This window comes from Microbulbifer halophilus (genome assembly GCF_026183675.1).
Lineage (GTDB): Bacteria > Pseudomonadota > Gammaproteobacteria > Pseudomonadales > Cellvibrionaceae > Microbulbifer > Microbulbifer halophilus.
Genome location: NZ_JAPIVK010000007.1, coordinates 76,131 through 102,334 on the forward strand (window position 1 = coordinate 76,131; position 26,204 = coordinate 102,334).

Annotated in this window: 22 protein-coding genes and 1 tRNA gene; 4 read left to right on the forward strand and 19 right to left on the reverse strand. The window is 61.6% G+C overall.

Annotated elements, in window-relative coordinates; genetic code table 11:
* From OQE62_RS05350 to OQE62_RS05420, 15 genes are all read right to left on the reverse strand, one after another.
* Positions 1 to 204 (reverse strand): DUF2788 domain-containing protein, encoded by a 204-nt coding sequence (locus OQE62_RS05350; RefSeq protein ID WP_265721026.1) that lies wholly within the window; start codon positions 202 to 204, stop codon positions 1 to 3.
* Positions 205 to 458: 254 nt separating this feature from the next.
* Entirely contained in the window at positions 459 to 746 is a 288-nt protein-coding gene (locus OQE62_RS05355) for an acetyltransferase (protein ID WP_265720971.1), read from the reverse strand.
* 371 nt (positions 747 to 1,117) lie between these two features.
* Complete coding sequence (gene gspM / locus OQE62_RS05360) at positions 1,118 to 1,603, reverse strand: type II secretion system protein GspM (RefSeq protein WP_265720972.1); 486 nt, start codon at positions 1,601 to 1,603, stop codon at positions 1,118 to 1,120.
* A 55-nt stretch (positions 1,604 to 1,658) separates the two neighbouring features.
* Positions 1,659 to 2,981: a type II secretion system protein GspL gene (gene gspL / locus OQE62_RS05365; protein ID WP_265720973.1), complete on the reverse strand. Its 1,323-nt coding sequence runs from the start codon at positions 2,979 to 2,981 to the stop codon at positions 1,659 to 1,661.
* Positions 2,982 to 2,996: 15 nt separating this feature from the next.
* A complete protein-coding gene (gene gspK, locus OQE62_RS05370; RefSeq protein ID WP_265720974.1) occupies positions 2,997 to 3,995 on the reverse strand; it encodes a type II secretion system minor pseudopilin GspK in 999 nt (332 codons plus the stop codon).
* Positions 3,992 to 4,798, reverse strand: coding sequence for a type II secretion system minor pseudopilin GspJ (gene gspJ, locus OQE62_RS05375; RefSeq protein WP_265720975.1), 807 nt, complete (start codon positions 4,796 to 4,798; stop codon positions 3,992 to 3,994). The genes gspK and gspJ overlap by 4 nt, the downstream gene beginning before the upstream one ends.
* Positions 4,795 to 5,181 carry a type II secretion system minor pseudopilin GspI gene (gene gspI, locus OQE62_RS05380; RefSeq protein WP_265720976.1) on the reverse strand — a complete coding sequence of 129 codons (387 nt, stop codon included), beginning with the start codon at positions 5,179 to 5,181 and terminating at the stop codon, positions 4,795 to 4,797. The genes gspJ and gspI overlap by 4 nt, the downstream gene beginning before the upstream one ends.
* On the reverse strand, positions 5,171 to 5,752 hold the full coding sequence (gene gspH / locus OQE62_RS05385) for a type II secretion system minor pseudopilin GspH (RefSeq protein ID WP_265720977.1): 582 nt from the start codon (positions 5,750 to 5,752) through the stop codon (positions 5,171 to 5,173). Before gspH ends, gspI begins: the two co-directional genes overlap by 11 nt.
* Before the next feature lie 125 nt (positions 5,753 to 5,877).
* Complete coding sequence (gspG, locus tag OQE62_RS05390) at positions 5,878 to 6,306, reverse strand: type II secretion system major pseudopilin GspG (protein WP_265720978.1); 429 nt, start codon at positions 6,304 to 6,306, stop codon at positions 5,878 to 5,880.
* Between the two features lie 140 nt (positions 6,307 to 6,446).
* Positions 6,447 to 7,664, reverse strand: coding sequence for a type II secretion system inner membrane protein GspF (gene gspF / locus OQE62_RS05395; RefSeq protein ID WP_265720979.1), 1,218 nt, complete (start codon positions 7,662 to 7,664; stop codon positions 6,447 to 6,449).
* A gap of 134 nt (positions 7,665 to 7,798) precedes the next feature.
* Positions 7,799 to 9,286 carry a type II secretion system ATPase GspE gene (gene gspE / locus OQE62_RS05400; RefSeq protein ID WP_265720980.1) on the reverse strand — a complete coding sequence of 496 codons (1,488 nt, stop codon included), beginning with the start codon at positions 9,284 to 9,286 and terminating at the stop codon, positions 7,799 to 7,801.
* The gene (gene gspD, locus OQE62_RS05405) at positions 9,283 to 11,289 is read right to left on the reverse strand and encodes a type II secretion system secretin GspD (RefSeq protein ID WP_265720981.1); all 2,007 of its coding nucleotides are present in this window, start codon (positions 11,287 to 11,289) and stop codon (positions 9,283 to 9,285) included. Before gspD ends, gspE begins: the two co-directional genes overlap by 4 nt.
* 61 nt (positions 11,290 to 11,350) lie before the next feature.
* Positions 11,351 to 12,040 carry a type II secretion system protein N gene (locus OQE62_RS05410; protein WP_265720982.1) on the reverse strand — a complete coding sequence of 230 codons (690 nt, stop codon included), beginning with the start codon at positions 12,038 to 12,040 and terminating at the stop codon, positions 11,351 to 11,353.
* 223 nt (positions 12,041 to 12,263) lie between these two features.
* Positions 12,264 to 13,193 carry an electron transfer flavoprotein subunit alpha/FixB family protein gene (locus OQE62_RS05415; RefSeq protein WP_265720983.1) on the reverse strand — a complete coding sequence of 310 codons (930 nt, stop codon included), beginning with the start codon at positions 13,191 to 13,193 and terminating at the stop codon, positions 12,264 to 12,266.
* Positions 13,190 to 13,942, reverse strand: a complete 753-nt coding sequence (locus OQE62_RS05420; protein ID WP_265720984.1) for an electron transfer flavoprotein subunit beta/FixA family protein — start codon at positions 13,940 to 13,942, stop codon at positions 13,190 to 13,192. The genes OQE62_RS05415 and OQE62_RS05420 overlap by 4 nt, the downstream gene beginning before the upstream one ends.
* A gap of 481 nt (positions 13,943 to 14,423) precedes the next feature.
* Between OQE62_RS05420 and OQE62_RS05425 the strand changes: the two genes are divergently transcribed.
* On the forward strand, positions 14,424 to 16,061 hold the full coding sequence (locus OQE62_RS05425) for an electron transfer flavoprotein-ubiquinone oxidoreductase (protein ID WP_265720985.1): 1,638 nt from the start codon (positions 14,424 to 14,426) through the stop codon (positions 16,059 to 16,061).
* Positions 16,062 to 16,256: 195 nt separating this feature from the next.
* Here OQE62_RS05425 and OQE62_RS05430 read toward each other — a convergent pair whose 3' ends face one another.
* From OQE62_RS05430 to OQE62_RS05445, 4 genes are all read right to left on the reverse strand, one after another.
* Positions 16,257 to 18,977: a TonB-dependent receptor domain-containing protein gene (locus tag OQE62_RS05430; RefSeq protein WP_265720986.1), complete on the reverse strand. Its 2,721-nt coding sequence runs from the start codon at positions 18,975 to 18,977 to the stop codon at positions 16,257 to 16,259.
* A 123-nt stretch (positions 18,978 to 19,100) separates the two neighbouring features.
* On the reverse strand, positions 19,101 to 20,846 hold the full coding sequence (locus tag OQE62_RS05435) for a serine/threonine protein kinase (protein ID WP_265720987.1): 1,746 nt from the start codon (positions 20,844 to 20,846) through the stop codon (positions 19,101 to 19,103).
* Between the two features lie 343 nt (positions 20,847 to 21,189).
* On the reverse strand, positions 21,190 to 21,732 hold the full coding sequence (locus OQE62_RS05440) for a DUF1285 domain-containing protein (RefSeq protein ID WP_265720988.1): 543 nt from the start codon (positions 21,730 to 21,732) through the stop codon (positions 21,190 to 21,192).
* Positions 21,725 to 22,405 (reverse strand): TetR/AcrR family transcriptional regulator, encoded by a 681-nt coding sequence (locus OQE62_RS05445; RefSeq protein ID WP_265720989.1) that lies wholly within the window; start codon positions 22,403 to 22,405, stop codon positions 21,725 to 21,727. Before OQE62_RS05445 ends, OQE62_RS05440 begins: the two co-directional genes overlap by 8 nt.
* A gap of 322 nt (positions 22,406 to 22,727) precedes the next feature.
* On the opposite strand from OQE62_RS05445, the gene OQE62_RS05450 reads away from it, so the two are divergent.
* From OQE62_RS05450 to OQE62_RS05460, 3 genes are all read left to right on the forward strand, one after another.
* Positions 22,728 to 23,570, forward strand: coding sequence for an acyl-CoA thioesterase (locus tag OQE62_RS05450; RefSeq protein ID WP_265720990.1), 843 nt, complete (start codon positions 22,728 to 22,730; stop codon positions 23,568 to 23,570).
* A 67-nt stretch (positions 23,571 to 23,637) separates the two neighbouring features.
* Positions 23,638 to 23,714, forward strand: a tRNA-Pro gene (locus tag OQE62_RS05455).
* Positions 23,715 to 23,868: 154 nt separating this feature from the next.
* Positions 23,869 to 25,092, forward strand: a complete 1,224-nt coding sequence (locus OQE62_RS05460) for a hypothetical protein (RefSeq protein WP_265720991.1) — start codon at positions 23,869 to 23,871, stop codon at positions 25,090 to 25,092.
* Positions 25,093 to 26,204 lie beyond the last annotated feature (1,112 nt).

The window sequence follows — 26,204 nt, forward strand, 5'->3', positions numbered from 1 at the left end:
CTAGCCTATTCCCAGTACTTCTACCAACACGGTTTTTATTAGAAAGCCGAGCAATCCGAGGCCCAGCGCGATAAACAGAATAAAGGTACCAAACCGGCCGGCCCTGGACTCCTTCGCCAGGTTCCAGACGATGAACGTCATAAAGAGAATGAGTCCGCCGATACCGAACCAGAGGGAATATTCTTCAAACTGCTCGAACGACATGGGGCTGCCCGGTTGGAAATTGGCGCGCATTGTACAGTGGTCGCTGGTGAGTTGTTAGTGGTGAGTGGCCAGCGACGGCCGCCGCCAGCCCCACTAGTGGTTCATGTGGTAAATTCGGTGACTCTAGCTCACAGCCACAGGTTCCAGGGCAAGGCGAAAAAGCGCAGGACTAGCAGCGCTAATTCAAGCTTTTTCAACGCAGCACTGGGGCCTGTGGCGAAGAGATGGTGTTACTGAATTTATCGCATGGACCACTAGGCCCCCTGGTAGTAATCCCCGTCCTCTGCCGCCCGGGTACCGCAGCGCAGGCGGCGCACTTCGCGATCCCGGTAGCGGCTGTCGTGCCAGCATCGGGGCAGCTCCTCGCCGGACAGGAAGCGCAGTTCCGTCTTGTCGAACACTTCCGGATCCTGCACCTCCTCGCCCCAGAGATAGCGTCCGACAACCGTCAGTTCGTAGGGATTCGAAAGAGTGACTATGTCCGCGACCTCGATCAGGTGGCTGGTGGAAACATCTTTAAACAGCATCGTCTTGGCACTCATTTCGTCGTACTAACCCACAGTATAGGGCGTCAGACGGCCGCTTCGTGACGGATGCGAAAAATTGGATCAAGCGCCGGGGGCCGAATTGAAATCGACAGAAACGAAAAATTAAAAGAATATTGAGCGCGTGATGTTCGAAAAAATGGAAGTGGCCGCACTATTTTACTTCAGAGTTTTCGAAAGCATGTGCCTCGGCCAGCCCACTGCCGGTAGCTCCCCCTCTCCCTAACCCTCTCCCCAGGGAGAGGGGACTGGGTTCGCGCAACCCCCAGACCTCTCTACGTAGCTCCCCTCTCCCACCGGGAGAGGGGCCGGGGAGAGGGCCTCCGAAGGCTGCACCTCAACCGGTCGACTGCCGCGAAACCGAAAAATCACCCCTCGAGCGTCACCCGCGCGGAGATGTAGCCCTCGTCCGGCAGCGCGTCGAGATTGACGGTGCGAATCGACATTTTCTGTCGCATCAGGTTGTTCAGCCAGGGCTGCAGGTCCTGGTAGCGGGCCCGCTCGATCCATACGCGGATACGCCCGTCGCCCTCCGGCTCGAAGCGCTTGATGGTGATGCGGTGTTGTTCCGCGGCGGCGGTGACCCGCTGCAGCAGGGTCCCGGAGGACTGGCCGGAATTGCCGGCGGGCTGCAGCTGCTCCAGTACCGGGCGCTGGGACTCGATCCAGTCCACCAGTTGGCGGGACTCCTCGGCCTCCGTGCGGGCGCTGTCGAAAAAGTGCTTGGCCGGCATGAAGAGGCCGTAGACCAGAAACAGACCGCCGAGAAACAGTATCAGCCCGCCCAGGGCCCGCTGGTCGTTGCGCGGCATCGCCAGCCATTTCTGTTTCAGTTGTTCTATTTGTTCATTCATTGTTCATCACCGAGTGTTGGAGTTCGCACTCCAACCTCCATCACTCAACACCGCGTTACCGCAGGCGAATACGCCCCGCCACGCCCTCTTCCAGCTCGTTGGCCGCCAGCAGTTCCGCGCGGAAGCGGTTACTGGAAAGCTCCCCGACAATGCGATCCAGATCCGTCAGGTTGGCCGCCTGCAGCTGCAGCACCATCTCGCCCCGATTGCCGTCGAAACGCAGCGACTGCAGTTTCAGCCCGTCGCCCCTGTTCTTGCTCCAGACGCCGGCCAGCAACTGCACCTGGCTGCCGAAACTGCTGCTGGCGCCGCCGGCGCGGTTCAGGTAGCCCTCGATCTGCCGGCGGATGTCCGCGCGCGGCGTAACCTCCGGGAACAGCTCGCTGAACAGTGCCTGCACTTCGCTGTCGGCGGCACTGGCACGCCACTGGTAGTAGCCGCCGGCGCCGGCGAACAGGAGCAGTTGGACGACAAAACAGGCGACCGCCAGTTTCAGCGGGCGCCGCCACCAGTCGCGCTCGTCGCTGCTCTCTTCAATCTGGTACTCGCCGGTCAGCAGGTTGGCGAGGCGCGAGGTCTTGCAGCGCGCCAGCAGTTCCTCTTCCGCCGCCCCGGGCAGCTGTTCGAGGTTGTCGCCGAACAGGGACTCCAGCTCCGCCGCAGTCATGCCGTCGCTGTCGCCGGCCCCCAGCAGTTGCAGCCGCGGCAGGGGCGCCTCTTCCGCGTCGGAATCCTCCTCCTCGCCTTCCGGCCGGGCCAGGCTCGCCAGCAGTGGCTGCAGGTACCGGCGACGCACCGTCAGGCCGTAGCCCGTGCTGCGCCAGATATGCGCGCGATCGCCGTCGAGCCACAGGGCGATGTCCCGTTCCATCAGGTCGAGCAACTGGTATTCCGGAATCGCCGCCACCAGGGGCCAGTTCAGGCGCCGGACCTGGCCGTAAAGGGTGTCCATTTTCTCCCGCGCCACGGCGTAGACGGAACACAGGTCGCCGCTGCGCGGCTGGCAGACAAAGTGAAGATCCTCGACATCCTCGGCGAGGCGCTCCTCCACCATGTAACCCACGGCGTTGCCCTGGCGCCGCACCGCCTTGGGCACGGCTTCCAGGCCGCTCCAGGCCCAACTGCCCGGCAGCAGCAGCAGTGCCCGCGCCCCCTCGGGAAAGTCCAGTTCCAGTGCGTCCTGCGGGGGCCCTGCGATTTCGCACGCCGGGTCGAAGGCGCGGGCAAATTCGTCGTCCACGGCCACCGGGCGCCAGCCGCGGTCGCTCCAGCACTGGATGCGAACCGGCGCGCCGCTTTCCCCTTCGACCAGTCGCAGCAGGATCAGCTGCGACCGGGCCTCCGCGGGCGTTGATTCTGTAGTTGGGCTTTTCTTCATAACTGCTTGTTTTATTTAACTTTCTTCGCCGGAGACACTGTATTCCAGCAGCTCCTGCATAAACTCGCCGGAGAAGGCCCGGCGCTGCCGCTGTACAATCTTTACACTACCGTCGGTTTCATCCAACTGCAGCATTGTCTCCCAGTACTGCCGGTGCTGGCCGTCGCTGCCCAGCTGCACCGCGATCCGCGCCAGGAAGTACTGGCTGTGGAAGACCAGCCGGCCACCACCACCGATGCCGTAGCTGCCGAGCTGGCTGTTGTCATCGAAGACGCCTTCGGACTCGCGAAAACGCAGTATCTCGTTGACGTTGGCCTGCGGATCGATGGCCAGCAGCAGTTCCTGCGGCGCGAAATTCACATTGATCGTCGTACCCGTCTCCGGCAGTGCGCAGAGGAAGGGCTCCAGTTTTTCCCAGTCCTCGGCCTCCATGCCCTGCACCACACGCAGTTCGGAGATATCGGTGATCGGGGTATCCGGCGTGCGGTGAGCCATCTCCCGGCCCAGGTAGCCGTCGTCCTCGGTCCCCGGCGCCAGCGGGGTGTCGCCCGCATCCAGCCAGTCCCGAATGGATTTGGCCAGTTCCGCGCGGCCGGTGACATTGCGCACCAGGCGCTCGAAGATCTGCTGATCTTCGCTGTTGTCGCCGGCGTCCGACAGATTATTGACATTAAAACAAGAGTTTAAGTCTTTGATATTAATACGGATTTTTCCGTTGTCCGGATTGAAGGCGAGCGCCTTCCGGGCCCAGGAATCGAGCGCCGAGTCCGACGAGGGCGTCTGTTCGCGATCGCTCTCGAAATCCTTCTCCAGTGCCACCCGCGCCCAGACTTCGGCGCCGCCGACAAACTCCGCCAGTTGCGTATTCGCCAGCAGCGCACCGGTGCGCGACACGGCGATGCGATTGCGCAGGATCGAGTGGGTTGCCGCGGCGATGGCGATCACCATCACCAGCATCACGGTGATAAGGGCGACACCGCGCTGGCGGCGCAATGGCCCCGGGAAACCGGTCATCGCCTGCCTCCCCGTGTGCGCTCACCGCCGTTGCCGTTCCCGCCGCTACCGCTGTTTCCCCCACTGCCGCTACTCCCACCGCTACCGCTACTCCCGCCGGCATGGCTGGTCACCCGCGACAGCGGGAAAACCCGGCGCAGCTCACCGCCGTTGCGGGTGATCAACACCATCTCGATCGCCCGTGGCAGGCTGGTATCCGCCTGGGAAAGGGAGGCGCGGGCCGTCACCGGCGGCCATTGGGACAGCCAGGTTTCGGTGTCCCCGTCGTAGTAGCGCAGGTTCAGCGCCTCGACGCCCATCAGCAGCGGCTCCACCACCGGCTCGGAATCCGGCGCCCGGTCGAGCACCCGCCAGCGGCTTCGCAGTAGCAGTGCACCGGCCTCCTCTCCGTCCAGCGCCCTGCTCACTGCGTCGTCCTGCTCTTCGGGAAAGCCGAGGCTGTAACCGAGACGCTGCAGTTCTCCGCGGGGCTCGTCGACCAGGTTGGCCGCGCCCAGGCGGGTGAACTCCAGCTCGTCGGCATCGCCGCGCAGCGCCGGTTCGTAGCCGTTGTAAGCATTTTTCACCGGGCGCACGGTCAACTGGCGCAGGTCATCGTCGATCCGGTACATGGCCATGGAGAAACGACGCAGCTCCTCGGCGCGCTGCTCCAGTGCCGCATCGGTGTTGTTGAAGGTCTGGAGCAGGGCGAAGGAACCGAGGCTGATGATGGAGACCAGGACCAGAACCACCAGCGTTTCGACCAGGGTGAAGCCGGACTGGCGGAACCCGGTCTCGAACCGTGCCGGACACTCTCCACTCATCGCTCTTCCTCCCGGGCGGTCCAGGCATCCAGCGTATAGGCCAGATTCTCGCTCTCGGGCCGGGCGACTTCGACGGTGATATGGCGCATGCGCTCTTCGCTGGTGTCCTCCACGCGGGCGGTCACCTGCCACTCGCGGGCACCGAGGGAGATGCGCTCGGTCTTCTCGCCCACCGGAGGCCAGGCGCTGCGCATCCGGATCTCGGCCAGCGCCTGCTGCGCCACCAGGTTGGCGCTGAGGCGCTCCTCCATGACCGCCTGCTGGCGCACACTACCCTGCATGGTGTTGAGCAGGCTGACGGCAATGACGCCGAAGATGGCCAGGGCCACCAGGACTTCGATCAGGGTGAAGCCGCGCTGTTCATTGGCAAAATCAGTCATCATCCGCCTGCCATTCGAGCTGCAGACCGTACAGGCTGGTGTAGGAAATACTCGCGGTGCGGCCGACCTCACCGTCACTCATATAGAGGATCGCCAGTTCCACCGGCAGTATCTCGCCGCTGGAAAGCGCCACGAACTGCGGCTTGGGCCCGTCCTCGTCCTCGCTTTCCTCCGCCGCAAACTCGGTCTCCTCGGCCATGGGCAGTTCGGCCTGGCTGAGTACCTCCAGGCGCGTGTGCGGGGGCAGCTCGTGGGAGGTGAAGCGCTCGACGCCGGTACCGGCCGCGACGTCGCCGGGCGCCTGCCATTTCATGGTCGAGGGGTCGTAGCGCACCACGCTGTAGTTGTCGGGTTCCAGCACCACGCCGTAGTGGGCCTTGTCGATCAGCGCCCGGTCGGCCACCAGTTGCAGCAGGTTGGACAGCCGCTGCACTTCGCCGCTCCAGGCGCGGGCGCCGGAATTGCCCAGGGACAACACCGCCATGCCGGCCATTACGGCGATGATGACGATGACCACCAGCAGTTCGATCAGGGTGAAGCCTTTCTGTGGGGACCGGGGAACCCGGCGCCGCAATAAAGTGGAACCGGTAGGGCCAGAGCCTGCTCGCAGGCGACTCCCAGCCCCCTGTCCCCGGTCCCCGGTCCCCGGGGCCTCTTCATGCACCCGAACTGCCAGCAGCCCCACGGCCTCAACCCCACTCAGATTTCGTTGACGAAGATATCCGCCGCCTCGCCCTCACCGCCCGGCTTGCCGTCGGCACCCAGGCTGAACAGGTCGTAGGGGCCGTTGGCGCCGGGGCTGATGTACTGGTAGTCGTTCCCCCAGGGGTCGCGGGGCGCTTTCTTCAGGTAGGGCTGGCTCCAGTTCTTGGCCTCGGGGAAACCGCTGGGCTTGGAGATCAGCGCTTCCAGGCCCTGGTCGGAGCTGGGATAGACGAAATTGTCCATGCGGTACATGTCCAGCGCCGTCTCGATGGCCCGCAGGTCCACCGCCGCCGCCTTCATGCGCGCCTCGCCGGTGCGCCCGAGGACGTTCGGCACCACCAGCGCCGCCAGCACACCGAGAATCACGATCACCACCATGATTTCGATCAGCGTAAAGCCGCCGCTTTTGCGTAAGTTTGTCATTTCATCACCTTCAACGATTCACAGCCCTGCCGGGCGATCTGCAGTCAGCGGGCCGGGCGGATTCGAAAGCACTGCAAAAACTCCGCCCAACTCATTGATAACAATAAACTTTCTACTCGATCAATGGCTTTCGCCAAGCCCTATACTACCAGCTGGTTCATGCTCATGATGGGCATCATGATGGCCACCACGATAAACAGGACTATGCCGGCCATCAGCAGCAGCATGATCGGCTCGAACAGGCTCACGAACGCGGTCACTGCCCCCTGCAGATCCCGCTCCTGGGACTCCGCAGCCCGGTGCAACATCGTGTCCAGGGTACCGGAGGACTCGCCGCTGGCGATCATATAGATCATCATCGGCGGAAAGTATTCCACCTCCTCCAGCGCCCGGCGCAGGCTGCCACCTTCCCGCACAGACTTCTGCGCCCGCACCAGGCGCTCCTTGAGAAACTCGTTGCTCATCACGCCGCTGGCGATGCCCATCGCCTGCACCAGCGGCACGCTGCTGCCGGTGAGGATCGCCAGGGTACCGATATAGCGGGAGCTCTGGGTGCCGCGCACCAGCCAGCCCACCAGGGGCATTTCCAGCAACCGGTGGTGCCAGCGATAGCGCAGCGCCGGCCGGCGCAACAACAGCATCACCGCCGCCGCCAGGGCGATACAGGCGGGCGGCACCAGCCAGCCCCAGGCGGAGATGAAGTTACTGAGGGCCACCAGGATACGGGTCGCCAGCGGCAGCACCTGGCCGGTGCCGGTGAACACCTCGATCACATCCGGCACCACGTACACCATCAGGCCGGTGACCACGAGAATACAGATGACCACCAGTACCGCCGGGTAGATCAGCGCCAGCTGTACCTTCTGGCGGAACTGCTGTTGACCCTCGGTATAGTCGCCGAGGCGCTCCAGCACCGCGTCCAGGTGACCGGAGTGCTCGCCGGCCTCCACAGTGGCACGGTATAGCTTGGGAAAGGCGCGCGTAAAGCCGCCCAGGGCCTGGGCAAAGCTGTGCCCTTCCAGCACCTTGCCGCGCACCGCCAGCACGATGCGGCGGATCTTGTGGTTCCGCGTCTGGTTGGCGATGGCGCCCAGCGCTTCCTCCAGCGGGATACCGGCTCGCAGCAGCGTCGACAGCTGGCGGGTCAGCAGGGCCAGGTTCTTGACACTGAGGCCGGGGCTGCCGGACAGCAGGGAGTCACCGCTGCCGGAAGAGGATTCGGTGGCCGGCGCCACCTCGAGCGGGATCAGCCCCTTGGCGCGCAGTTGCTGGCGCGCCGCGCGGGCACTGTCGGCCTCCAGGGTGCCGCGGTTCTTGCGGCCGGAGTCGGCGAGGGCGGTGTATTCAAAGGCAGCCACGGCAAGCCTCCAAATGCGGAATATTCGGTGCCGAAGCCAAGCAATGGTGCTTACCCGCTGGATGGGCGCCGATCAATACACCGATGATGGGCAGGGCGCTGTACTCATGTATCCGTCCCGCATTCCGCATTTCTCTACGACTCCTGCGTAACACGCAACACCTCCTCCAACGAAGTCACTCCCGCCAGAATCTTGGCCAGCCCGTCCTCGCGAATACTCGTCGACACTTCGCGCGCCTCGGCCACCAGCTTGCTCTCGGAGGCGCGGTCGTGGATCAGTTGGCGCATGGTCTCGTTGACCGGTACCAGTTCGTAGATGCCCACGCGGCCGACGTAGCCGCTGTTATTGCAGTGTTCACAGCCCGAGGGGCCGTAGATGGTGGCACTGTCGACACCCAGCACCTTGCATTCGGTGGCATCCGCCTCGTGGGGCTGCTTGCATTGCGGGCAGAGGACGCGCACCAGGCGCTGGGCCAGCACGCCGATCAGGCTCGACGATAACAGGAACGGCTCGATGCCCATATCCACCAGGCGGGTCACGGCGCCCAGGGCGGTGTTGGTATGCAGGGTGGAGAGCACCAGGTGCCCGGTGAGACTGGCCTGGATGGCGATCTGCATCGTCTCCAGGTCGCGGATCTCGCCCACCATCACCACATCCGGGTCCTGGCGCAGAATGGCGCGCAGGCCACGGGCGAAGGTCATGTCCGCCTTGGTATTCACCTGGGTCTGGCCGACCCCTTCCAGGTTGTACTCCACCGGGTCCTCGACGGTGAGGATGTTCTTCTCGCGGTTGTTGATGGAGGCGAGGCCGGCGTAGAGAGTGGTGGTCTTGCCGGAGCCGGTGGGGCCGGTCACCAGCAGGATGCCGTGGGGGCGCGACAGCAGGTCGGTGATGACCTTGAGGTCTTTGTCGGCCATGCCCAGCTTGCCCATGTCCATCTGGCCCGCCTGCTTGTCCAGCAGGCGCATCACCACCCGCTCGCCGGCCGAGGACGGCATGGTGGACACGCGCACGTCCACTTCGCGCCCGGCCATCAGCAGGGAAATGCGGCCGTCCTGGGGCACGCGTTTCTCGGCGATATCCAGCTTGGCCATCACCTTGATCCGGGAGACCAGCAGCGGCGCCAGGGCGCGGCGGGGCTCCAGCACCTCGCGCAGCACACCGTCGACGCGGAAGCGCACTACCAGGCGTTTTTCGAAAGTCTCGATATGGATATCCGAGGCGCCCTGCTTCAGGGACTCGGCAAAAATGGCGTTGATCAGCTTGACGATGGGGGCATCGTCTTCCTGCTCCAGCAGGTCTTCGGTCTCCGGCAGCGAGTCCACCACCGCGGCCAGGTCCAGTTCATCGCCGAGCCCCTCGACATCGGACAGGTTGCCGCCCTCGCGGTTTTCGTAGAGTTCCTGCAGAGCTGTCTGGAAGGCCCCCTCCTCTACCGCCTCGATGTCCAGGGCGCAGCCGCTGAGGCGCTGCACCTCCGCCAGTACCGACGGGTTGAGCGGCGCCACGTAGCGGCAGCAGGGGTGGCCGTCACTGTCCACCAGCAGCACCCGGTGGCGTTTGGCGAAGGTGTACGGCAGGCGCCGTACCGCCGCACTTGTGTCTACCGTACCGCCACTCATTTCTCGGCCTCGATCACCTCGGAATCCAGCACTTTCATGGGGGCGTCGTCGTCCTGCGGCTCGTCGCCTTCGTCGTAGGTACCGGAGGGCGGCATCAGGTCCGGCAGGGTATCGCCGCGGTGCCAGTCCCAGATCACGCTGGTTTTGTCGCGCAGGCGCATCTGCTTTTCCTGCATATCCAGGTAGCGTTTGCGGGTCTCTTCGTAGCCGGCCGTGCGGGTGTTCAGGATCCGCGGCCGTATGAACACCATCAGGTTGGTCTTGCTGACTTCCTTGCTGCTGGAGCGGAACAGGCGGCCGATGCCCGGGATATCCCCCAGCAGCGGCACCTTGGATTTGCTCTCGTTCACCTGGTCCGCGATCAGGCCGCCCAGCACCAGGATGGCGCCGTCGTCGACCAGCACCTTGGTGCGGATCTCGCGCTTGCTGGTAATCAGGTCCGCGGCCTCGGAGGTCTCACTGCTGGTCGGCTGCACATTCTCAACCTTCTGCTCGATGTCCAGCGTGACTGAATTGTTGTTGTTGACCCTCGGCGTCACCTTGAGCTCTGTGCCCACATCCTCCCGCTGGATGGTGGTGAAGGGGTCGTTATTGCTGCCGGACAACAGCTGCTCTCCGGTCACGAAGGGCACATTCTGGCCCACGAGGATTTCCGCCTCCTCGTTGTCCAGCGCGATCACCGTCGGTGTGGAGAGGATGTTGGAATTCCGCGACGTGGCCATGGCGTTGATCGCCACGCGGATATCCGTGCCACTCAGATAGCCCAGGTTCAGTCCGCTGCCCACCAGGTTGCCCGGGTTCAGGGAGAAGGGATTGATATCGGAGATGACATCGCCCTCCTCGTCCACCACTTCGCCCTCGGCAGTGTCGTTATTGAAGCCCGCCACCACATCGTCATCGGCGCCGGCGATCCACTTGATACCCAGATCGCTGTCATCACCCTCGCTCACTTCGACGATGATCGCCTCGATCAGTACCTGGGCGCGGCGCACATCCAGCTTGGCGATCACGCCTTTCATGGTTTCCAACAGCGACGGCGGCGCCGTCAGTACCAGCGAGTTCAGGGATTCGTTGACCTGGATGCTGACCTCCACGTCGGCGGCCTGCTGGTCCTTCTCGGTCTCCTGGATGCTGCCGCTCATGCCCTCGAGGATCGGCTTCAGGTCCGCGGCATTGGCGTACTGCACATAGACCACTGCAGTGTTGCCGTCGCCGTCCAGCGGCTGGTCGAGGCGGCGGATGACATCTTTCAGCTGCTGGCGGGTAACCGGGTCGCCGGTCAGCAGGACACTGTTGGAACGCTCGTCCACGGCGATGCGCAGAGGCTGCACATCGTTGCCCTTGTTGCCGCCGGACTGCAGCAGTTCACTGAGGACCTGCTTGACGTCCTTGGCGGAGGCAAACTGCAGCGGCACCAGCTCGATATCGATGGCGCCGGCCCGGTCCAGTTGGCGCACCAGGCTCACTATCTGATCGATATTGGCGGCACGGTCGGCGATGATCAGGGTATTGGTATCGGCGTAGGCGGCCAGGTGGCCGGTCTGGGGGATCAACGGGCGCAGCATGGCGATCAGCTGCGCTGCGGAGATATTCTCCACCCGCACGGTGCGCACCACCAGGGATTCCGGTGCAGCCGCCCCTCCCTTGCTTTCCATATCCACCACGGGAATTGCCTGCTGCTTGGCCAGCGCATCCGGCACCACCTTCCAGGCGTTGCCCCGCTCCACCAGGCTGAAGCCGTTCACCTGCAGCACCGACATGAACACATTGAAGGCTTCGTCGTGGGTCATGGGGTCGCCGGCGACCACCGTGACCTTGCCCTTCACATTGGGGTGCACGACGATATTCTTGCCGGTGAAATCCGCCGCCCAGTTGATCAGGTCGCGAATGTCCGCGTTGTCCAGCGACAGGGTGACCCGCTCCGGGGGTTGAGCCAGTACTGAAGTCCCTATCAACAAACCCAGGCCGACTGCGAGCAGCCGTCGATAAAACATCCTCATCATTATTTATCTGGCTCTTTTATTTTTTGATACTGAAAAATGGTCTTGGAAAAATAAATTCGGTTTACTGGCGACGCTCCGCCCGGCGCTCGCGGGCCAGGTCCCGTAACTGTTCCAGCCGGTCGCGGATGGACTGCTGTTTTTCCGAGCGGCTGGCAGAACTCCGCCCGCTCGCCCCCGTCGCCTGGCGGGCGCGGTTGCTGTAGCGGCGCATGGCCACACCCGGCCGCCCATCCTGATCCGGATAGGTCAGCTTTTCCATCTCGCCGTTGCGGCGCAGCACGATGTGGTCCACTGCCACGGAATAGAGCTCGGCGCCGCCGGGCAGCATATCGCCGACATAGACCCGCTCGGCCGGCTTGCCCTTCTCCGCCACCAGGGCGCTGGCCTTATCCTTGCTGCTGTTGTTGAGAACGCCGGACAACACCAGGTTGAGCTGGGTAATGGGGATATTGGCGAGGTCCACTTCCGGCTCGCTGTCTTCGGCCTCGACCGCGGCGCGACCGAAAAAGGGCGTATTGGGCAGGGATTCGACGGCTGCCGGGCGCGCAGTGCCGCTGTTGCGTTCGGCCAGCAGGTCCTGCTCCTGCGATTCGCCGGGAACCAACAGGGCCCCGTAGGCAAGCAGGTTGATAGACAGCCATCCACCGACCACGCCGATGGATGCTTTGGCGCCGAGCGACATTCCCCTGCGCGCCGAGCGCCGGGAAAACGCCGCCCCCAAGGAGCTGATAACTCGCTGCACTGCAGACATGGGTAACCCTGTACTAGCCAATTCGACGATTGACCAAATTTATCAATTATTGACGCCTATTCTCTTTCGTCACTCCCGGAAAGGCAATGTTCCAGTTGATGGCGCTCAAATCCGCACACTTTCTGTACAAATTTCTGCGGGGCACACAAAAACACACTTTTGCGACAAAAGAAAGGGCGGCCATGGCCGCCCTTTCTTTTCTGTATAGTCTATTAATCAGAGTTTACAATTTTGTTTCAAGCTCCGGTACCGCATCAAAAAGATCCGCCACCAGGCCGTAATCGGCTACGGAGAAGATTGGCGCTTCTTCATCTTTGTTGATAGCCACGATCACCTTGGAGTCTTTCATGCCCGCCAGGTGCTGGATGGCACCGGAGATACCCACGGCAATGTAGAGGTCCGGGGCGACAATCTTGCCGGTCTGCCCCACCTGCATATCATTGGGTACGAAGCCGGCGTCTACTGCCGCGCGGGAGGCGCCCACTGCGGCCCCCAGTTTGTCGGCCACTTTGTACAGAATTTCGAAGTTGTCGCCATTCTGCATACCGCGGCCGCCGGAGATCACTACCTTGGCGGACGTCAGCTCCGGGCGATCGGATTCAGCCAGCTCTTCACCGACGAACGAGGATACACCGGCATCGTCGGCAATGTCGACGGATTCCACCGGGGCGCTGCCGCCCTCGGCGGACACGGCGTCGAACGCCGTGGTGCGCACGGAGATCACCTTGATGGCGTCCGAGCTCTGCACCGTGGCAACCACATTGCCGGCATAGATCGGGCGCTTGAAGGTATCGGGACCCTCCACCGCGATAATATCGGAAACCGGCTGCACATCCAGCAGCGCCGCCGCACGCGGCAGCATGTTCTTGCCGGTGGTGGTGGCCGGGGCCAGGATGTGGCTGTAGTCCTTGCCCAGATCGGCCACCAGCTTGGCCACATTCTCGGCCAGTTGGTGGCCATAGGCGGCGTTGTCGGCCACCAGTACCTTGTTGACGCCTTCAATCTTGGCGGCGGCTTCGCCGGCGGCGCCACAGTTTTCGCCCGCTACCAGGACGTCGATATCGCCACCGATGGCCTTCGCCGCGGCGATGGTGTTGAGCGTAGCGCCCTTCAGTTCGGCGTTGTCGTGTTCCGCAATAACCAGAATGCTCATTGGAGTACCTTCGCCTCGTTCTTCAGTTTCTCTACCAGTTCTGCCACATCGGCAACCTTGACACCCGCCTGGCGCTCGGCCGGCGGTTCCACGCTCAGGGTCTTGGTGCGCGGGGTGATGTCCACACCCAGGTCGCCCGGGTTGGTGGTATCGAGGGGCTTCTTCTTCGCCTTCATGATGTTCGGCAGGGAAGCGTAGCGCGGCTCGTTCAGGCGCAGGTCGGTAGTGACGATGGCCGGCAGCTTCAGCTCTACGGTCTGCAGGCCGCCGTCGATCTCGCGGGTCACTTTGACGGACTCGCCCTCGACGTCCACCTCAGAAGCGAAGGTACCCTGAGCCATGCCGGTCAGCGCCCCGAGCATCTGGCCGGTCTGGTTGTTGTCGCCATCGATGGACTGCTTGCCCATGATCACCAGCTGCGGCTCCTCTTTGTCGACGATCGCCTTCAGGCATTTGGCCACGGCCAGCGGCTGCAGCTCGTCGTCCGACTCGACCAGAATGCCGCGGTCGGCACCCAGTGCCAGCGCGGTGCGGATCTGCTCCTGGCACTGCTTCGGCCCCATGGAAACGGCGACTATCTCGCTGACGACGCCTTTCTCCTTCAAGCGTACCGCCTCTTCCACCGCAATTTCGCAGAAGGGGTTGATAGACATTTTTACGTTGGCAGTATCGACGTCAGAGCCATCCGCCTTGGGGCGAACCTTGACGTTGAAGTCCACAACGCGTTTCACAGCTACAAGAACTTTCATGGAAATCCCGTCTTAAATAAGCTTTGTGGGAGCCGCGACTGACTGACAGTTCATATCGCGAACGAATAGGGTCTTCTGGTCAAACACCTGTTTGAACGGCGTGTATGTTGGCCCTTCTATACACCAAAATCAATAGTCCAATACCCGGGCCAGGGATCATTCAGCAGATCAATTTCAGGGCATAAAGAAAGTCTATTCCAGACTGGCGGGGAGCGCGATGATCGCACCGAAATCGAGCGGCCACCTCGCTCCCGGCGCGGGATCGGCGCTGGCCGCCCCGCCGCATGACAGCGCATTTGCCACACGATTTGAATAGTCCTGCAATTGGTAGGGTTGAATGATGGTCTATATAATCCGCGGCCAGAGGAAGATCGGGCGCCGGATGGAGGCCCCGAACAGAATAAACACAAGTCAAACCTGAAGGTCCCGACTCGCCCGAAAGCCAGCCTTCGGGGTCCGGGAACACAAAGAGGAGAGCGCCGTGGAACGCGAATCAATGGAATACGATGTAGTGATCGTGGGTGCGGGCCCGGCGGGCCTGGCGGCGGCCTGCCGTATTCGCCAGTTCAATGAGGACATCGAAGTCTGCGTTGTCGAGAAAGGCTCCGAAGTCGGCGCCCATATCCTGTCCGGCGCCGTATTCGAGCCCACCGCCCTGAACGAACTCTTCCCCGACTGGAAAGACCGCGGCGCGCCGCTGAACACCCCGGTCAAGGGCGACGACATCTATGTGATGGGCAGCGCCGAGAAGGCCTCCAGAGTGCCCGGCTTCTTTGTGCCCAGCACCATGCACAACGAAGGCAACTACATCATCAGCCTCGGCAACCTGACCCGCTGGCTGGCCGAACAGGCCGAGAACCTCGGGGTCGAGATCTTCCCGGGCTTCGCCGCAGCGGAAGTGCTGTACAACGACGACGGCTCGGTCAAGGGCATCGCCACCGGCGATATGGGTGTGGCCGCCGACGGCTCCGAGAAAGATGCCTATATGCCCGGCATGGAGCTGCACGCCAAGTACACCCTGTTTGCCGAAGGCTGCCGCGGCCACCTGGGCAAACAGCTGATCTCCAACTTCAAGCTCGACGAGGGCGTGGACCCGCAGCACTACGGCATCGGCATCAAGGAAATCTGGAAGGTCGACGACGACAAGCACCAAGAGGGCCTGGTGGTCCACACCGCCGGCTGGCCGCTGGACGAGAGTGGCTCCCACGGCGGCGGCTTCCTCTACCACATCGAGGACAACCAGGTGGTCGTGGGCCTGATCACCGACCTGGCCTACAGCAACCCGCATGTGAGCCCCTTCGACGAATTCCAGCGCTACAAACACCACCCGGTCATCAAACAGTACCTGGCCGGCGGCCAGCGCACCGCCTACGGCGCCCGCGCGATTACCAAGGGCGGCCTGCAGTCGCAGCCGAAGATGACCTTCCCCGGCGGCCTGCTGATCGGCGACAACGCCGGCACCCTGAACTTCGCCAAGATCAAGGGCAACCACACGGCGATGAAATCCGGCATGATCGCCGCTGAGAGCGTCGTTGAAGCCCTGGGCGCCGAGCGCGCCGGCGACGAGCTGACCGAATACAGCACCAAATACCGCGACAGCTGGGCCTGGAAGGAACTGCACAAGCAGCGCAACTTCGGCCCGGCGCAGCACAAGTGGGGCAATATCCTCGGCTCCGCCTACGCGTTTATCGATATCAACATCTTCCAGGGCAAGCTTCCCTGGACCCTGCGCGATACCAAGGCCGACCACGCCCAACTCAAACCGGCGGCGGACTGCAAGAAGATCGACTACCCCAAACCCGACGGCGTTCTCAGCTTCGACAAGCTGTCCTCGGTGTTCATTTCCAACACCAACCACGAGGAAGACCAGCCCTGTCACCTGACGCTGAAGGACAGCGAGATCCCGATCAATCACAACCTGCCCATCTACGACGAACCGGCCCAGCGCTACTGCCCCGCCGGCGTCTACGAAGTGGTAGAGGATGCGGAAGGCAAGCGCTTCCAGATCAACGCGCAGAACTGCGTGCACTGCAAGACCTGCGACATCAAGGACCCGACCCAGAATATCGTCTGGATCGCGCCGGAAGGTGGCGGCGGGCCCAATTACCCGAACATGTAACGATTTGAAGTTGTAACGGCTTTATCTTTTCAGGGCGCCCCGGCGCCCTTTTTTGTGGACCCACCACAACTCGTGCCCCTGTTCAGCGTACCGGACTTTACACGGGACCCACGCTGGCGCACAGACAAAAAAACCGGACACTGTTGCCAGTGTCCGGTTCAAGCATCCCTGTTTTATCAGTTCGAGCTTCCGGATTCAGAATTGATATTGTGCGCTCAGTGCAAAAGTCGACCCGGGCTTCTCTTCGAATACAGCCACCCCACTGCGCTCGATTTCAATCGCCTCGTCCAGCAGGTTCTGCATCTTGGCCTTGAGCGTTACTTCATCGGTCGGGTACCAGGAGTAAGTCAGGTCCAGGGAATGGAACGGCTGCTCGAATGCATCCGGGGCACCGTTGCGGCCGGCCAGGTAGAGGCGCTCGCCGAACACGTTGTAGCCCAGGGTGGCCGAGTGGTTGCCATCCGGCGAATCGAAGCCCACCAGCATATTGACCACATAATCCGAGGCGCCGGTCATTTCGCGCTCCGGGTTGGTCGGGGCGTCGGCCCTGCTGCCAGCCAGCAGTTCCGAGTCCTGCATCGTCACGTTGCCCTGCAGGAAGAAGCTGTCCATGGTCTCGCCAAGGAAGCCCATGGTCTTCATGCCCTCGATCTCCATACCGGTGATTTCGCCGGATTCGGCGTTGATGATCTCCCGCGCCACGTTGGTATCACTGGAGGCCAGCTCGAAAAACTCGATCGGGTCCGCAATGTCCTTGTAGTAAGCGGAGACTGTCAGGTTGTCGCCATTGTCGAAGAACCACTCGGCGCGCACGTCGAAGTTGGTGATTTCCGATGGCCGCGCGTCCGGGTTGCCCTTGATCTGCTCGTCGGTGATCGGGTCGATGTAGATGGCATCGGTGATCTCGCGCAGGTCCGGGCGCACTGCGGTCTTGCTGGCGCCGAAGCGCAGCTGGAAGGTTTCCGCCCACAGCGAGCCCATATAGGTGAGCGACAGCGAGGGATATACCTTATCTTCGGCGAAGGTGGCGTCGGCGAGTTCGTCGGGGTCCATGGGAATCTGCGGATCATCAACGGAGTAGCCGTAGGGGTTCCAGTCCAGTGCGACCTGGCTGTAGTCCTCCCAGCGGGCACCGGCGGCCACGCGCCAAGTCTCATTGAAGGTCCAGTCCACCTTACCGAAAGCGGCCTCGGTCAGGGTCGCGGCGATATAACTCTGGTTGTCGGCGCCGGCGCGGTCGAATACAAAATCGTTGTCCGGATTGGTGATCGGTTCATCGCCGAACACTTCGTCCAGATCGCCGACCAGGGAATCCGGATCGGCCACATCGAGGGCGCCGAGGCGGAACTGGGTTTCTCTGTAAGTACGCCCTTTTTCCGTGCGGGCAAAACCGCCGCTCAATTCCAGCGTGGAGGTCGAAAAGTGCAGCGGCAGGGTCGCGCTCCAGCCGTAGTTGATCACTTCGTCGTCCAGGTCGGTGAAGCGGAAACCGGCGCTGTTGACACCGATGCTGACAGACGAGCTTTCCACCAGGCCATTGGTATCCGTCATGGTATCGGCATTGATGCTGATTTCGTTCGGGATACTGGTGGCTGCAGTGGAATCGGAGTATTGCCAGTCCACTACCAGCTCTTCCGGCACCCAGTCCAACAGGCCGTCAAACAGCGCCTTGGTGGCAGGCCCTATTGAGTGGCTCCCCTTGACCTGGTGCACCCGCAGGTCGCGCTCTTCATAGCGGATGGTGTATTCGCGGAAACCCCGGCCGTCTGAAATCTGGCGGTTCTCATTGAAGTAATCGCGAACCGAAGTCTCATCGTCGGTATTGCGCAGATAGAGACTGGTGGTGGAAATCTCGTGTTCGCCGGCGTAGCGCAGGCCCAGGTTCAGGTTGCCGCTGATGTCGACGGAATAAGTCGACCTGTCCCGGTTGTCGGTACGTTCCTCAGGAAAACCGTAACTGCGTTTGAAGGTTTCCTCTTCCCGCCACTTGGTCTGGTAGGAGCTGCCGGCCAGGAAGCCCAGCTCCCAGTCGTCGCCGATATAGAAGCGATTGCCGACACTGCCCTTGAAATTGTAATCGGGGTCGGAGGATTCCTCTTTGATCGAGATATCGCGATTCAGGTTCAGTGCCAGCTCGCGGTTCAGCGCCTCCGCCGCGGCAATTTCTTCCTGCGGGGAGCCGTACTCGTTGCCTTCGGCCAGCAGTGTCTCGCGAATATCATTGACGCCCAGGCCGCCCTGGAAGCGCTGCAGGGCCGCCTGCAGCTCCGAGGGCATCGCGCGGGTGCCGTCGTCGGTACCGAATGCGTCGTCGCCGCCACCTTTATAGGAGAGCACATCGCCGCTGGTTTCGCTGTTGAAGCCACTGCCCATCTCTATCGAATAGGTCAGTTGGTCCGGAATGCCCTTGGTGCGGATATCCACATTGCCGCCACCAAAGGTCGCGGCCTGGTCGGCGGAATAGGATTTCTGCACCGCCAGGGAGTCGACCACGGAGGTCGGGAAAATATCCAGCGGGATGACATTGCGGGTCAGGTCCGGAGACGGCACTGTGGCGCCGTTCAGGGTGGTGCTGGAATAGCGCTCACCCAGGCCGCGCACATAGACGAACTTGTCGTTGACCAGCGACAGGCCGGAAACCCGCCGCAGCGCCGCCGCAACGGTGGAATCGCCCACACGGCCGATCATCTCGGAACCGAGGACATCCGTAACCACTTCCTCGTCCAGGCGCTCGTCGATCAGCATCTCGGCCGAATCGCGCAGGCGCCCCTGCACCATGACTTCTTCAATCTGCTGGCTCGACGGACCGGAGACATCCTCCATTTCCACCTGCGCCCAGACTTGCGGAGCCATTGACGAGGCCGCGGCAACAGCCACCACCAACGGCGCTCTTTGAAATTTATCGATCTTAATCATTACCCAGGCCTCTTAATCGTTCCTGTTCAACACTGTGCTAGAACCAATCAGGGCGCCGACTCCCCTGCAGAAAGTGGCGCCCCGAAAGGGATCGGGAAGCCTGTTCCCGATCGTTTCTACTGCTTATTGCTCGAACCACAGTGCTTCTGCGCGGTTGCCGTCGTGCAGGCCGTAGGTCCAGCCCAGGGTCCAGTCCAGGTCACCCTGACTCAGAGCACCGAAATAGGCGCGGGCCGCCGCATCGTCGGACTCATCGGTGGCGCCGACTACCGGGCTGATGGCGATCGATTCACCATCCACCATCATGCTGGCTGTGTCGATGGAGTAGAAGGACGGAGTACCTTCCAGAAGCTGGAGCTGGGTGCTGGCGATGGCAGTCGGGTTGACCTCGCCGCTGATATCGGCAAAGACGTTGCCGCTGTCTACAGCCCAGGTCTCCACGTCCATCAGCGGGAAATCGTCGCTCGTGTCTTCCGGGGTACCGTTGTCGTCCATATCGGTCCTGGTGCGATCCTCGCAGGCGAAGATGACGGATTCCATACGGATGGCTGAGTCGGCGGCTTCGGCCTCGGTACGGCTCTCCTCGCTCTCCAGGCGCAGGCAGTAGTTGCTGCCGTCTTCACCGTTCTCGTCGGCACTGAAGGAAGCCACCACCATGGAGTTGGTAATCTGCGGGAAGATGCCCTCGCGGAAGCGCCAGCCGGCACCGGCACCGTGAGTACCAGTTTCTTGGGCGGAAATGATGCAGGTCAGGCCGTCGATCTTCGGACGGCTGTTGATCCCCTCACCGATGACGTCGCTGTAGTCAGTATCGCCGTCATAACTGCCGATACCATCCGACTCGATACAGTGGTTGCCATCCGCCTCGGCCTGGATAACCAGCGCGTTGGTGATGGAACCGCGGTAGCCCTCGTCGATATCGATGGAGTCGTCGCGCACATAGAGGCCAACGAAGTTCTCGACATTCGCGGCACCGCCGAAGAACTCGATACCGTCGTCGTAGGTGGAGTAGGCCTGCAGGTTCCTGATGATGGTTTCGCTGCCCACACCGCTGAAGGTGATGCCGTTCAGCTCGTCGCCATTGGCCACTTCCGCACCCGTGTGCTTGACCATGAAGTACTCCAGCTGGCCGGAGCTGTCCTCGTTGTTGTCGCCGCCGTAGTTGGACTGGTCTTTACCGGCGGCACCTTCAGCCAGTACGTGACACTCACTTTCCAGTGCCAGGGAACCGTCATCCAGGTTGCCGGTATAGGCGCACTTGTTGGTCACACCAAAACCGTTGATCACCAGCCCGCCCCACTGCTGGACGTCATCGTAGGCAACGGCGTTGTCGACGGCATCGGAAGTGGAGGTGAAGGTAATCGGTGCATTTTCGGTGCCCACGGCAAATATCTGCGAGCCGCGATTGATCACTGCAAACTTGGTGTTGTCCGGGAAGGCGATGGTGGAGCCCGCTTCGACGGTGAGCTTGGTGCCATCTCCACCTTCGGCGATACCCGCTGCAGCCATGGTGGCGTCGTCGTCGAAGTTTCTACCGACAAACAGGCTGCCTTCAAAAATATGCACACCGTCATTGTCCAGCGCGGGAATGAACAGGTCTGTGGTCAGAGGGTTGCCTGAGTCGACAAAACTGGCGGAATAGGTGCAGTCCCCGCTGTCGGCGTCAAAACTGCCCCGCACATTCTCACCACCCTCCTCGTAGGAGGCGCAGGGGTTGTCCCCGCTATTATTGCCATCGTTATCATTACCGCCTTCATCGACGGAATTATCGTTGGTCTCCGGCTCGATATTGATGCCACCACTGTCGCAACCGGCCAGCAATGCAGTGATGGTAGCCGCCAGCAGCAGTTTCTTATTGACTCGCTTCATATTTCCCCCTACGGAAGTTTGCAGATTGGGGCCAGTGAAAACCCGTTTCTTATGATTCAGCTGTGCGTCCTGAATGTTTTAAAAACCGATCTCCAGCGTCCCTGAAACCGTGTTATTTACTCGCCTGAGCAATTCGGACGCGAAGGAGTGTAGGAAGGGAATATTGCGAAATTGTTACTCCAGGAAGGATTTCCCGAAAAAGTTGCAATACTTATGCGCAGGAAACCAAAAGTTACGATAGGGTTGCAGAAATGTTTCAGTAAATGATCAGGCAACAGTCAAGGTGGTGTTTTATACACCACCTCATTGCGCGCCTCAGAAGGGATTGTGTTTCGGGGCCTGCTCAGTATTCCCCGAGCAGAAAAGACTTGCCGCCACTGCGAATCCAGAGCCGACCATCGCGATCTTCCGCCCAGTCGACCAATTGGTAAAAGACCTCGCGGGATACACGGGCGTAGAGGCCGTCCCGCACTGCCAGGTAGGGAACCTTCTGCGGGGGTTCGCCAAAGGATCTCAACTGCCAGTCCCGTTCGCTGTCCAGCGGCACTACATCGCCGGTATCGGTGGTGAACAGCAGCAGTTCCCCGCCGCCCTTCCCGCCGCGGGCAACCTGGGTGGCGATAAAGGGCACATCCTCCACCCGGATACGCCACTTTTCCACCGGGGTGAGCAGAAAGTACTCGCTCCCCTCACGGCGGAGAATACTGGCAAACAGGTCCACCAGGGGCCGGCGGCGGATTTCCGTGCCCTCGTGGATCCAGCGGCCATCCCGCCGGATCACCAGGTCCATGTCGCCACAAAAATCCGGGTTCCACTTCTGTACCGGCGGGTGGCCACGGAACTCGCGCTGCAATGCCTGCAGTTGCTCAAACAGCGGTTCAGCCAAAGGAGGGCCCCGCACTCTCGCTGCCGGATTTACTCTCTTCCTGGGATCTGCGGCCGGAAACATCGCCGATATGGACTCCGACATCCATGATGAACTCCATCAGCCCCTCGCGATCCTCGATCACATCGGCGAACGAGCGCGAGTGGTAGAGTTCCACGGCGCCCTGCACCAGGGCCCAGTAGGTGGAGTAATAGAAATAGGCCGGCACCTTCTTCAGGACGCCCTGCTCCATGCGCCGCTCGAACACGCGGTTCAGGGCAGAGGCGTTGGAATTGCGGATCGCGTGGAGCTCCGCGATCATCTCCGGCGCCAGGTTCAGGGCAATGATCTTCTCCTCCAGCCGCTGAAAGAGGCGGTCCTTGGATGGATCCGCCATGCGCGACTCGAAGTAGGCCCGCGCCGGTGCGGTGATATCGCCCTGTTCGGCGGCGGCCACGGCGGTCTTCAGGCGCTCGGTCAGCGACTTCTCATAGTCCATCAACAAACGCATGTAAATCTCTGTTTTTGAGATAAAATGCTTGTAGATGGTGCCCTTGCCGATATCCACGCGCTCGGCAACCTGCTCCACGGTGACCTTTTCCTCGCCGTGTTCCAGCAGCAGCTCCAGGGCGGCATCCAGGATGCGCTGCTCGCGCGCGCGGAAGCGCTGTACCTTCTCTTTTGCCTTGTCCATACTTCCGACCTTCTCTGCCCTTGTCTCTCCCCTCGGTTCAGGGGACTGAAATTGACTATTCATTCATGAATGATAGGCAATTCGCCCAACATGGGAAAGTGGATGAGGAGTCCGATGCGCTTTTTGCGGCCATTGAGGGCCTTCCGGCGCCCGATTCCCGCTGTTGGCGGGTCTCTCGCACCCGCTGGCGGATTGCATCACCCGACAATGGCCACCCGACAATGCCCCGGGGACGTGCTACTGGTATCATCCGCGCTCGCATGCGGCAGCTTCCCGTGCGATCGAACATACTCATTTTGTAGTGACAGCAGTTACCTTATATATGGAAAAGTTGAGCAAACTCCTGGATGTCGAGGAACTCGACAGCAATCTGTTCCGCAGCCGTCAGCATGTGGAGAACTACCGCAAGATCCTGTTTGGCGGCCAGGTACTGGGCCAGGCGCTGATGGCCGCCACCCGTACCGTGGACGACCGCCTGCCCCACTCCCTGCACGCCTACTTCCTCCGCCCCGGCAGCAGTGAAATGCCGGTGATCTACGATGTGGACCCGATCCGCGACGGCGGCAGCTTCACTACCCGCCGCGTGGTGGCCAAGCAGCGCGGGCGGGCCATCTTCAATATGTCCGCCTCTTTCCAGATCCGGGAACCGGGCTTCGATCACCAGTGCGATATGCCTACCGGCGACATCCCCACCCCGGAAAGCCTCAAGAGCACCCAGCAACTGGCGGAAGAGGCAGGCCTGAACACCCCGCAGCACGACCAGCGCCGCTACATGGTGGATTTTCGTCCGATCAATCCGGAAATTCACTACGACAACAAGGAGCACCCGCCGCACGGCATGATGTGGCTGCGCGTCGAGGGAGAACTGGGTGACGACCCGGTGGAACACCGCTGCGCCCTCTCCTACGCCTCGGATATGGGGCTTCTGGGCACCAGCCTGCAACCGCACCCCACCTCGCTGTTCGATCCGCATATGATGCCGGCCAGCCTGGACCACGCCATGTGGTTCCACCGGGACTTCCGCGCCGACGAGTGGCTGCTCTACGTGACCGACAGCCCCTCGGCCAGCGGCGCCCGCGGCTACTGCCGCGGCCAGATCTTCACCCGCGACGGCGTTCTGGTGGCATCCACCACACAGGAAGGGCTGATTCGAAAAATAAAGTAAATCAGTAGTTTACAGCGGGGAATTGGCTGTTATAATGCGCCCCGCTTTCGCAGAGAAGCAAACAAGTCGGTGAGTAGCGCAGCCTGGTAGCGCACTTCCTTCGGGAGGAAGGGGTCGGAGGTTCGAATCCTCTCTCACCGACCATTTTCTTACACTCTCCCATCTGCACTTCCACTTTCTCCGTCGACCCAGTCCCAAGGCGGGCAAGTCCGTACCTTTATCGCTTGAATCCACACTCGCGGCACCCTTAGGCTTTCGCGCTGTCCAACGGATTCAACAAATCGGATACGGCGTTTCTATGTTGCGATTGTTTTTTACTGCCCTTCTCGCTGCCACGTTGCCCCTGAGCGCAGCCGCAGAGACCTACGATCTCCTCTACCGGGTTACTATCGATCCGGATACCGGCAAAGCCCGGGTCGAAATCCGGCTCGACGGCGACACCCTGCCCAGCGAGCTCGACCTCAACCTGTCATCGGGGCGCTACTCCGAGTTGGAGAGCGACCAACCGCTGGAGTTGAATGGCGACAGAGCCATCTGGGAACCCACTGCTCCCGACTCCAGCCTCAGTTACCGGTTCGAGATCGACGAACAGAAAGACAGCGGCAGCTACGATTCCCGCATCACCGGCGACTGGGCCATACTGCGCGGCGACAAACTGATCCCGCCGATGTCCGTAACCGCGGAGCGAGACCTGTACTCGAAAGCGGAACTGCACCTGAGCCTGCCGGAAGGCTGGTCCTCGGCAATGCCCTATGAGGAGCTGGAAGAAGACGACGATTACCGGATCATCGATCCGGGCCGCCGCTTCGACCGCCCCAAGGGCTGGATGATCGTCGGACGCATCGGCAGCCGCCAGGACATCATCGCCGGCATCAACACCCGGGTCGCCGCCCCGCTCGGCAATGATATCCACCGCCAGGACACCCTCGCCTTCCTGGGCTGGAACCTGCCGGAGCTCAAGCAAGTCTTTCCCGATTTCCCGGAGCGGCTGCTGGTAGTCAGCGCCGGCGACCCCATGTGGCGCGGCGGCCTTTCCGGTACCCGCTCCCTGTTCATGCACGCCGATCGCCCACTGATCAGCGGCAACCGCACCAGCAGCCTGATCCACGAACTGGTCCACGTCGCCACCGGCATCCGCGGTGACAAGGAAAGCGACTGGATTGTTGAGGGTATCGCCGAATTCTACTCCCTGGATATCCTGCGCCGCACCGGAGGAATCAGCGAGCGGCGCTACGACGAAGCCATGGAGGATCTGGTCCAGTGGGGTCGCGAGGCACCCACGCTGTTCAAGCGCCGATCCTCCGGCCCGATCACCGCCCGCGCCGTCGGCGTGATGCGGGCACTCGACCGCGAGATCCGCAGCGCCAGCGACGGCGAGAAAAGCATCGACGATGTGGCCCGCGGTCTGGCAGAGGACCGCGGCGAGGTAACCCTGGCCAGGTTCCGCCAACTGGCCGAACAGGCCGCCGATGGCCCCGTCAAAACCCTGGACAAAGACAGTCTTGGCGAGAAACCGGACTGAAGAAGCGCGGGACAAAACAGGCAGACAAAAAAAAGCCCTGACGACGGGGGGGGGAGAGCGTCAGGGCCAAGACCATTTGGAGTGAAACTTGGAGGATTTCATCCTTGCTACACAGCGGGCAACTAACTAGCGGAGTGCCCTACCGGCATTACTGAACACGCTTGGGGGAGATGTGTTAGCCAGTTACAAAGAAGTATCGAACAAGGCCGACAGATTGCCAGTCGACCCGCAACCGAAATTTAGAATAATTGGAAATAGCCCGGCCAAAATCAAATCGAAAAGTTATTAAACCGCCGAGACCGCACAAAAAATCGACAATCCGGAGCCGCCGGCTGCCAATTTCCGTCAATCCGGAGCAGTGCGCATACGCACTTCCTTGCAATCGACGCGAGCGGGCTTACAACGCTTGACTAATCCGGACCAGCCCCTAGAATAGCGCCTTCTTACACGCCCAGCGGCGCGTAAGTATAAGAAAACGCTGGGATTTTTAGCCCCGATCGGCTAAACTCCGCGGCCGAAAAGAACGCCGGTGACATCGAACCGGCGGAATGGAAGCACAAAATTCGACGTTATATGGCTAGGTGGCAGAGTGGTTATGCAGCGGACTGCAACTCCAGCGCCCGCGGCCGATAGAGAGTGCCGGTGAGTCGAACCGGCGGAATGGAAGCACAAAATTCGACATTATATGGCTGGGTGGCAGAGTGGTTATGCAGCGGACTGCAACTCCAGCGCCCGCGGCCGATAGAGAGTGCCGGTGAGTCGAACCGGCGGAATGGAAGCACAAACTTCGACTTTATATGGCTAGGTGGCAGAGTGGTTATGCAGCGGACTGCAACTCCAGCGCCCGCGGCCGATAGAGAGTGCCGGTGAGTCGAACCGGCGGAATGGAAGCACAAACTTCGACTTTATATGGCTAGGTGGCAGAGTGGTTATGCAGCGGACTGCAACTCCAGCGCCCGCGGCCGATAGAGAGTGCCGGTGAGTCGAACCGGCGGAATGGAAGCACAAAATTCGACATTATATGGCTGGGTGGCAGAGTGGTTATGCAGCGGACTGCAACTCCAGCGCCCGCGGCCGATAGAGAGTGCCGGTGAGTCGAACCGGCGGAATGG

What these genes read in the sequence shown, in the direction of transcription:
- gspK (WP_265720974.1), bottom strand. Translation starts at nt 3,995, where the DNA reads ATGACCGGTTTCCCGGGGCCATTGCGCCGCCAGCGCGGTGTCGCCCTT.
- OQE62_RS05435 (WP_265720987.1), bottom strand. Translation starts at nt 20,846, where the DNA reads ATGAAGCGAGTCAATAAGAAACTGCTGCTGGCGGCTACCATCACTGCA.
- OQE62_RS05410 (WP_265720982.1), bottom strand. Translation starts at nt 12,040, where the DNA reads ATGTCTGCAGTGCAGCGAGTTATCAGCTCCTTGGGGGCGGCGTTTTCC.
- OQE62_RS05350 (WP_265721026.1), bottom strand. Translation starts at nt 204, where the DNA reads ATGTCGTTCGAGCAGTTTGAAGAATATTCCCTCTGGTTCGGTATCGGC.
- OQE62_RS05430 (WP_265720986.1), bottom strand. Translation starts at nt 18,977, where the DNA reads ATGATTAAGATCGATAAATTTCAAAGAGCGCCGTTGGTGGTGGCTGTT.
- OQE62_RS05420 (WP_265720984.1), bottom strand. Translation starts at nt 13,942, where the DNA reads ATGAAAGTTCTTGTAGCTGTGAAACGCGTTGTGGACTTCAACGTCAAG.
- OQE62_RS05450 (WP_265720990.1), top strand. Translation starts at nt 22,728, where the DNA reads ATGGAAAAGTTGAGCAAACTCCTGGATGTCGAGGAACTCGACAGCAAT.
- gspM (WP_265720972.1), bottom strand. Translation starts at nt 1,603, where the DNA reads ATGAATGAACAAATAGAACAACTGAAACAGAAATGGCTGGCGATGCCG.
- gspE (WP_265720980.1), bottom strand. Translation starts at nt 9,286, where the DNA reads ATGAGTGGCGGTACGGTAGACACAAGTGCGGCGGTACGGCGCCTGCCG.
- OQE62_RS05355 (WP_265720971.1), bottom strand. Translation starts at nt 746, where the DNA reads ATGAGTGCCAAGACGATGCTGTTTAAAGATGTTTCCACCAGCCACCTG.
- gspG (WP_265720978.1), bottom strand. Translation starts at nt 6,306, where the DNA reads ATGACAAACTTACGCAAAAGCGGCGGCTTTACGCTGATCGAAATCATG.
- gspD (WP_265720981.1), bottom strand. Translation starts at nt 11,289, where the DNA reads ATGATGAGGATGTTTTATCGACGGCTGCTCGCAGTCGGCCTGGGTTTG.
- OQE62_RS05460 (WP_265720991.1), top strand. Translation starts at nt 23,869, where the DNA reads ATGTTGCGATTGTTTTTTACTGCCCTTCTCGCTGCCACGTTGCCCCTG.
- gspL (WP_265720973.1), bottom strand. Translation starts at nt 2,981, where the DNA reads ATGAAGAAAAGCCCAACTACAGAATCAACGCCCGCGGAGGCCCGGTCG.
- gspJ (WP_265720975.1), bottom strand. Translation starts at nt 4,798, where the DNA reads ATGAGTGGAGAGTGTCCGGCACGGTTCGAGACCGGGTTCCGCCAGTCC.
- OQE62_RS05415 (WP_265720983.1), bottom strand. Translation starts at nt 13,193, where the DNA reads ATGAGCATTCTGGTTATTGCGGAACACGACAACGCCGAACTGAAGGGC.
- gspI (WP_265720976.1), bottom strand. Translation starts at nt 5,181, where the DNA reads ATGATGACTGATTTTGCCAATGAACAGCGCGGCTTCACCCTGATCGAA.
- OQE62_RS05445 (WP_265720989.1), bottom strand. Translation starts at nt 22,405, where the DNA reads ATGGACAAGGCAAAAGAGAAGGTACAGCGCTTCCGCGCGCGCGAGCAG.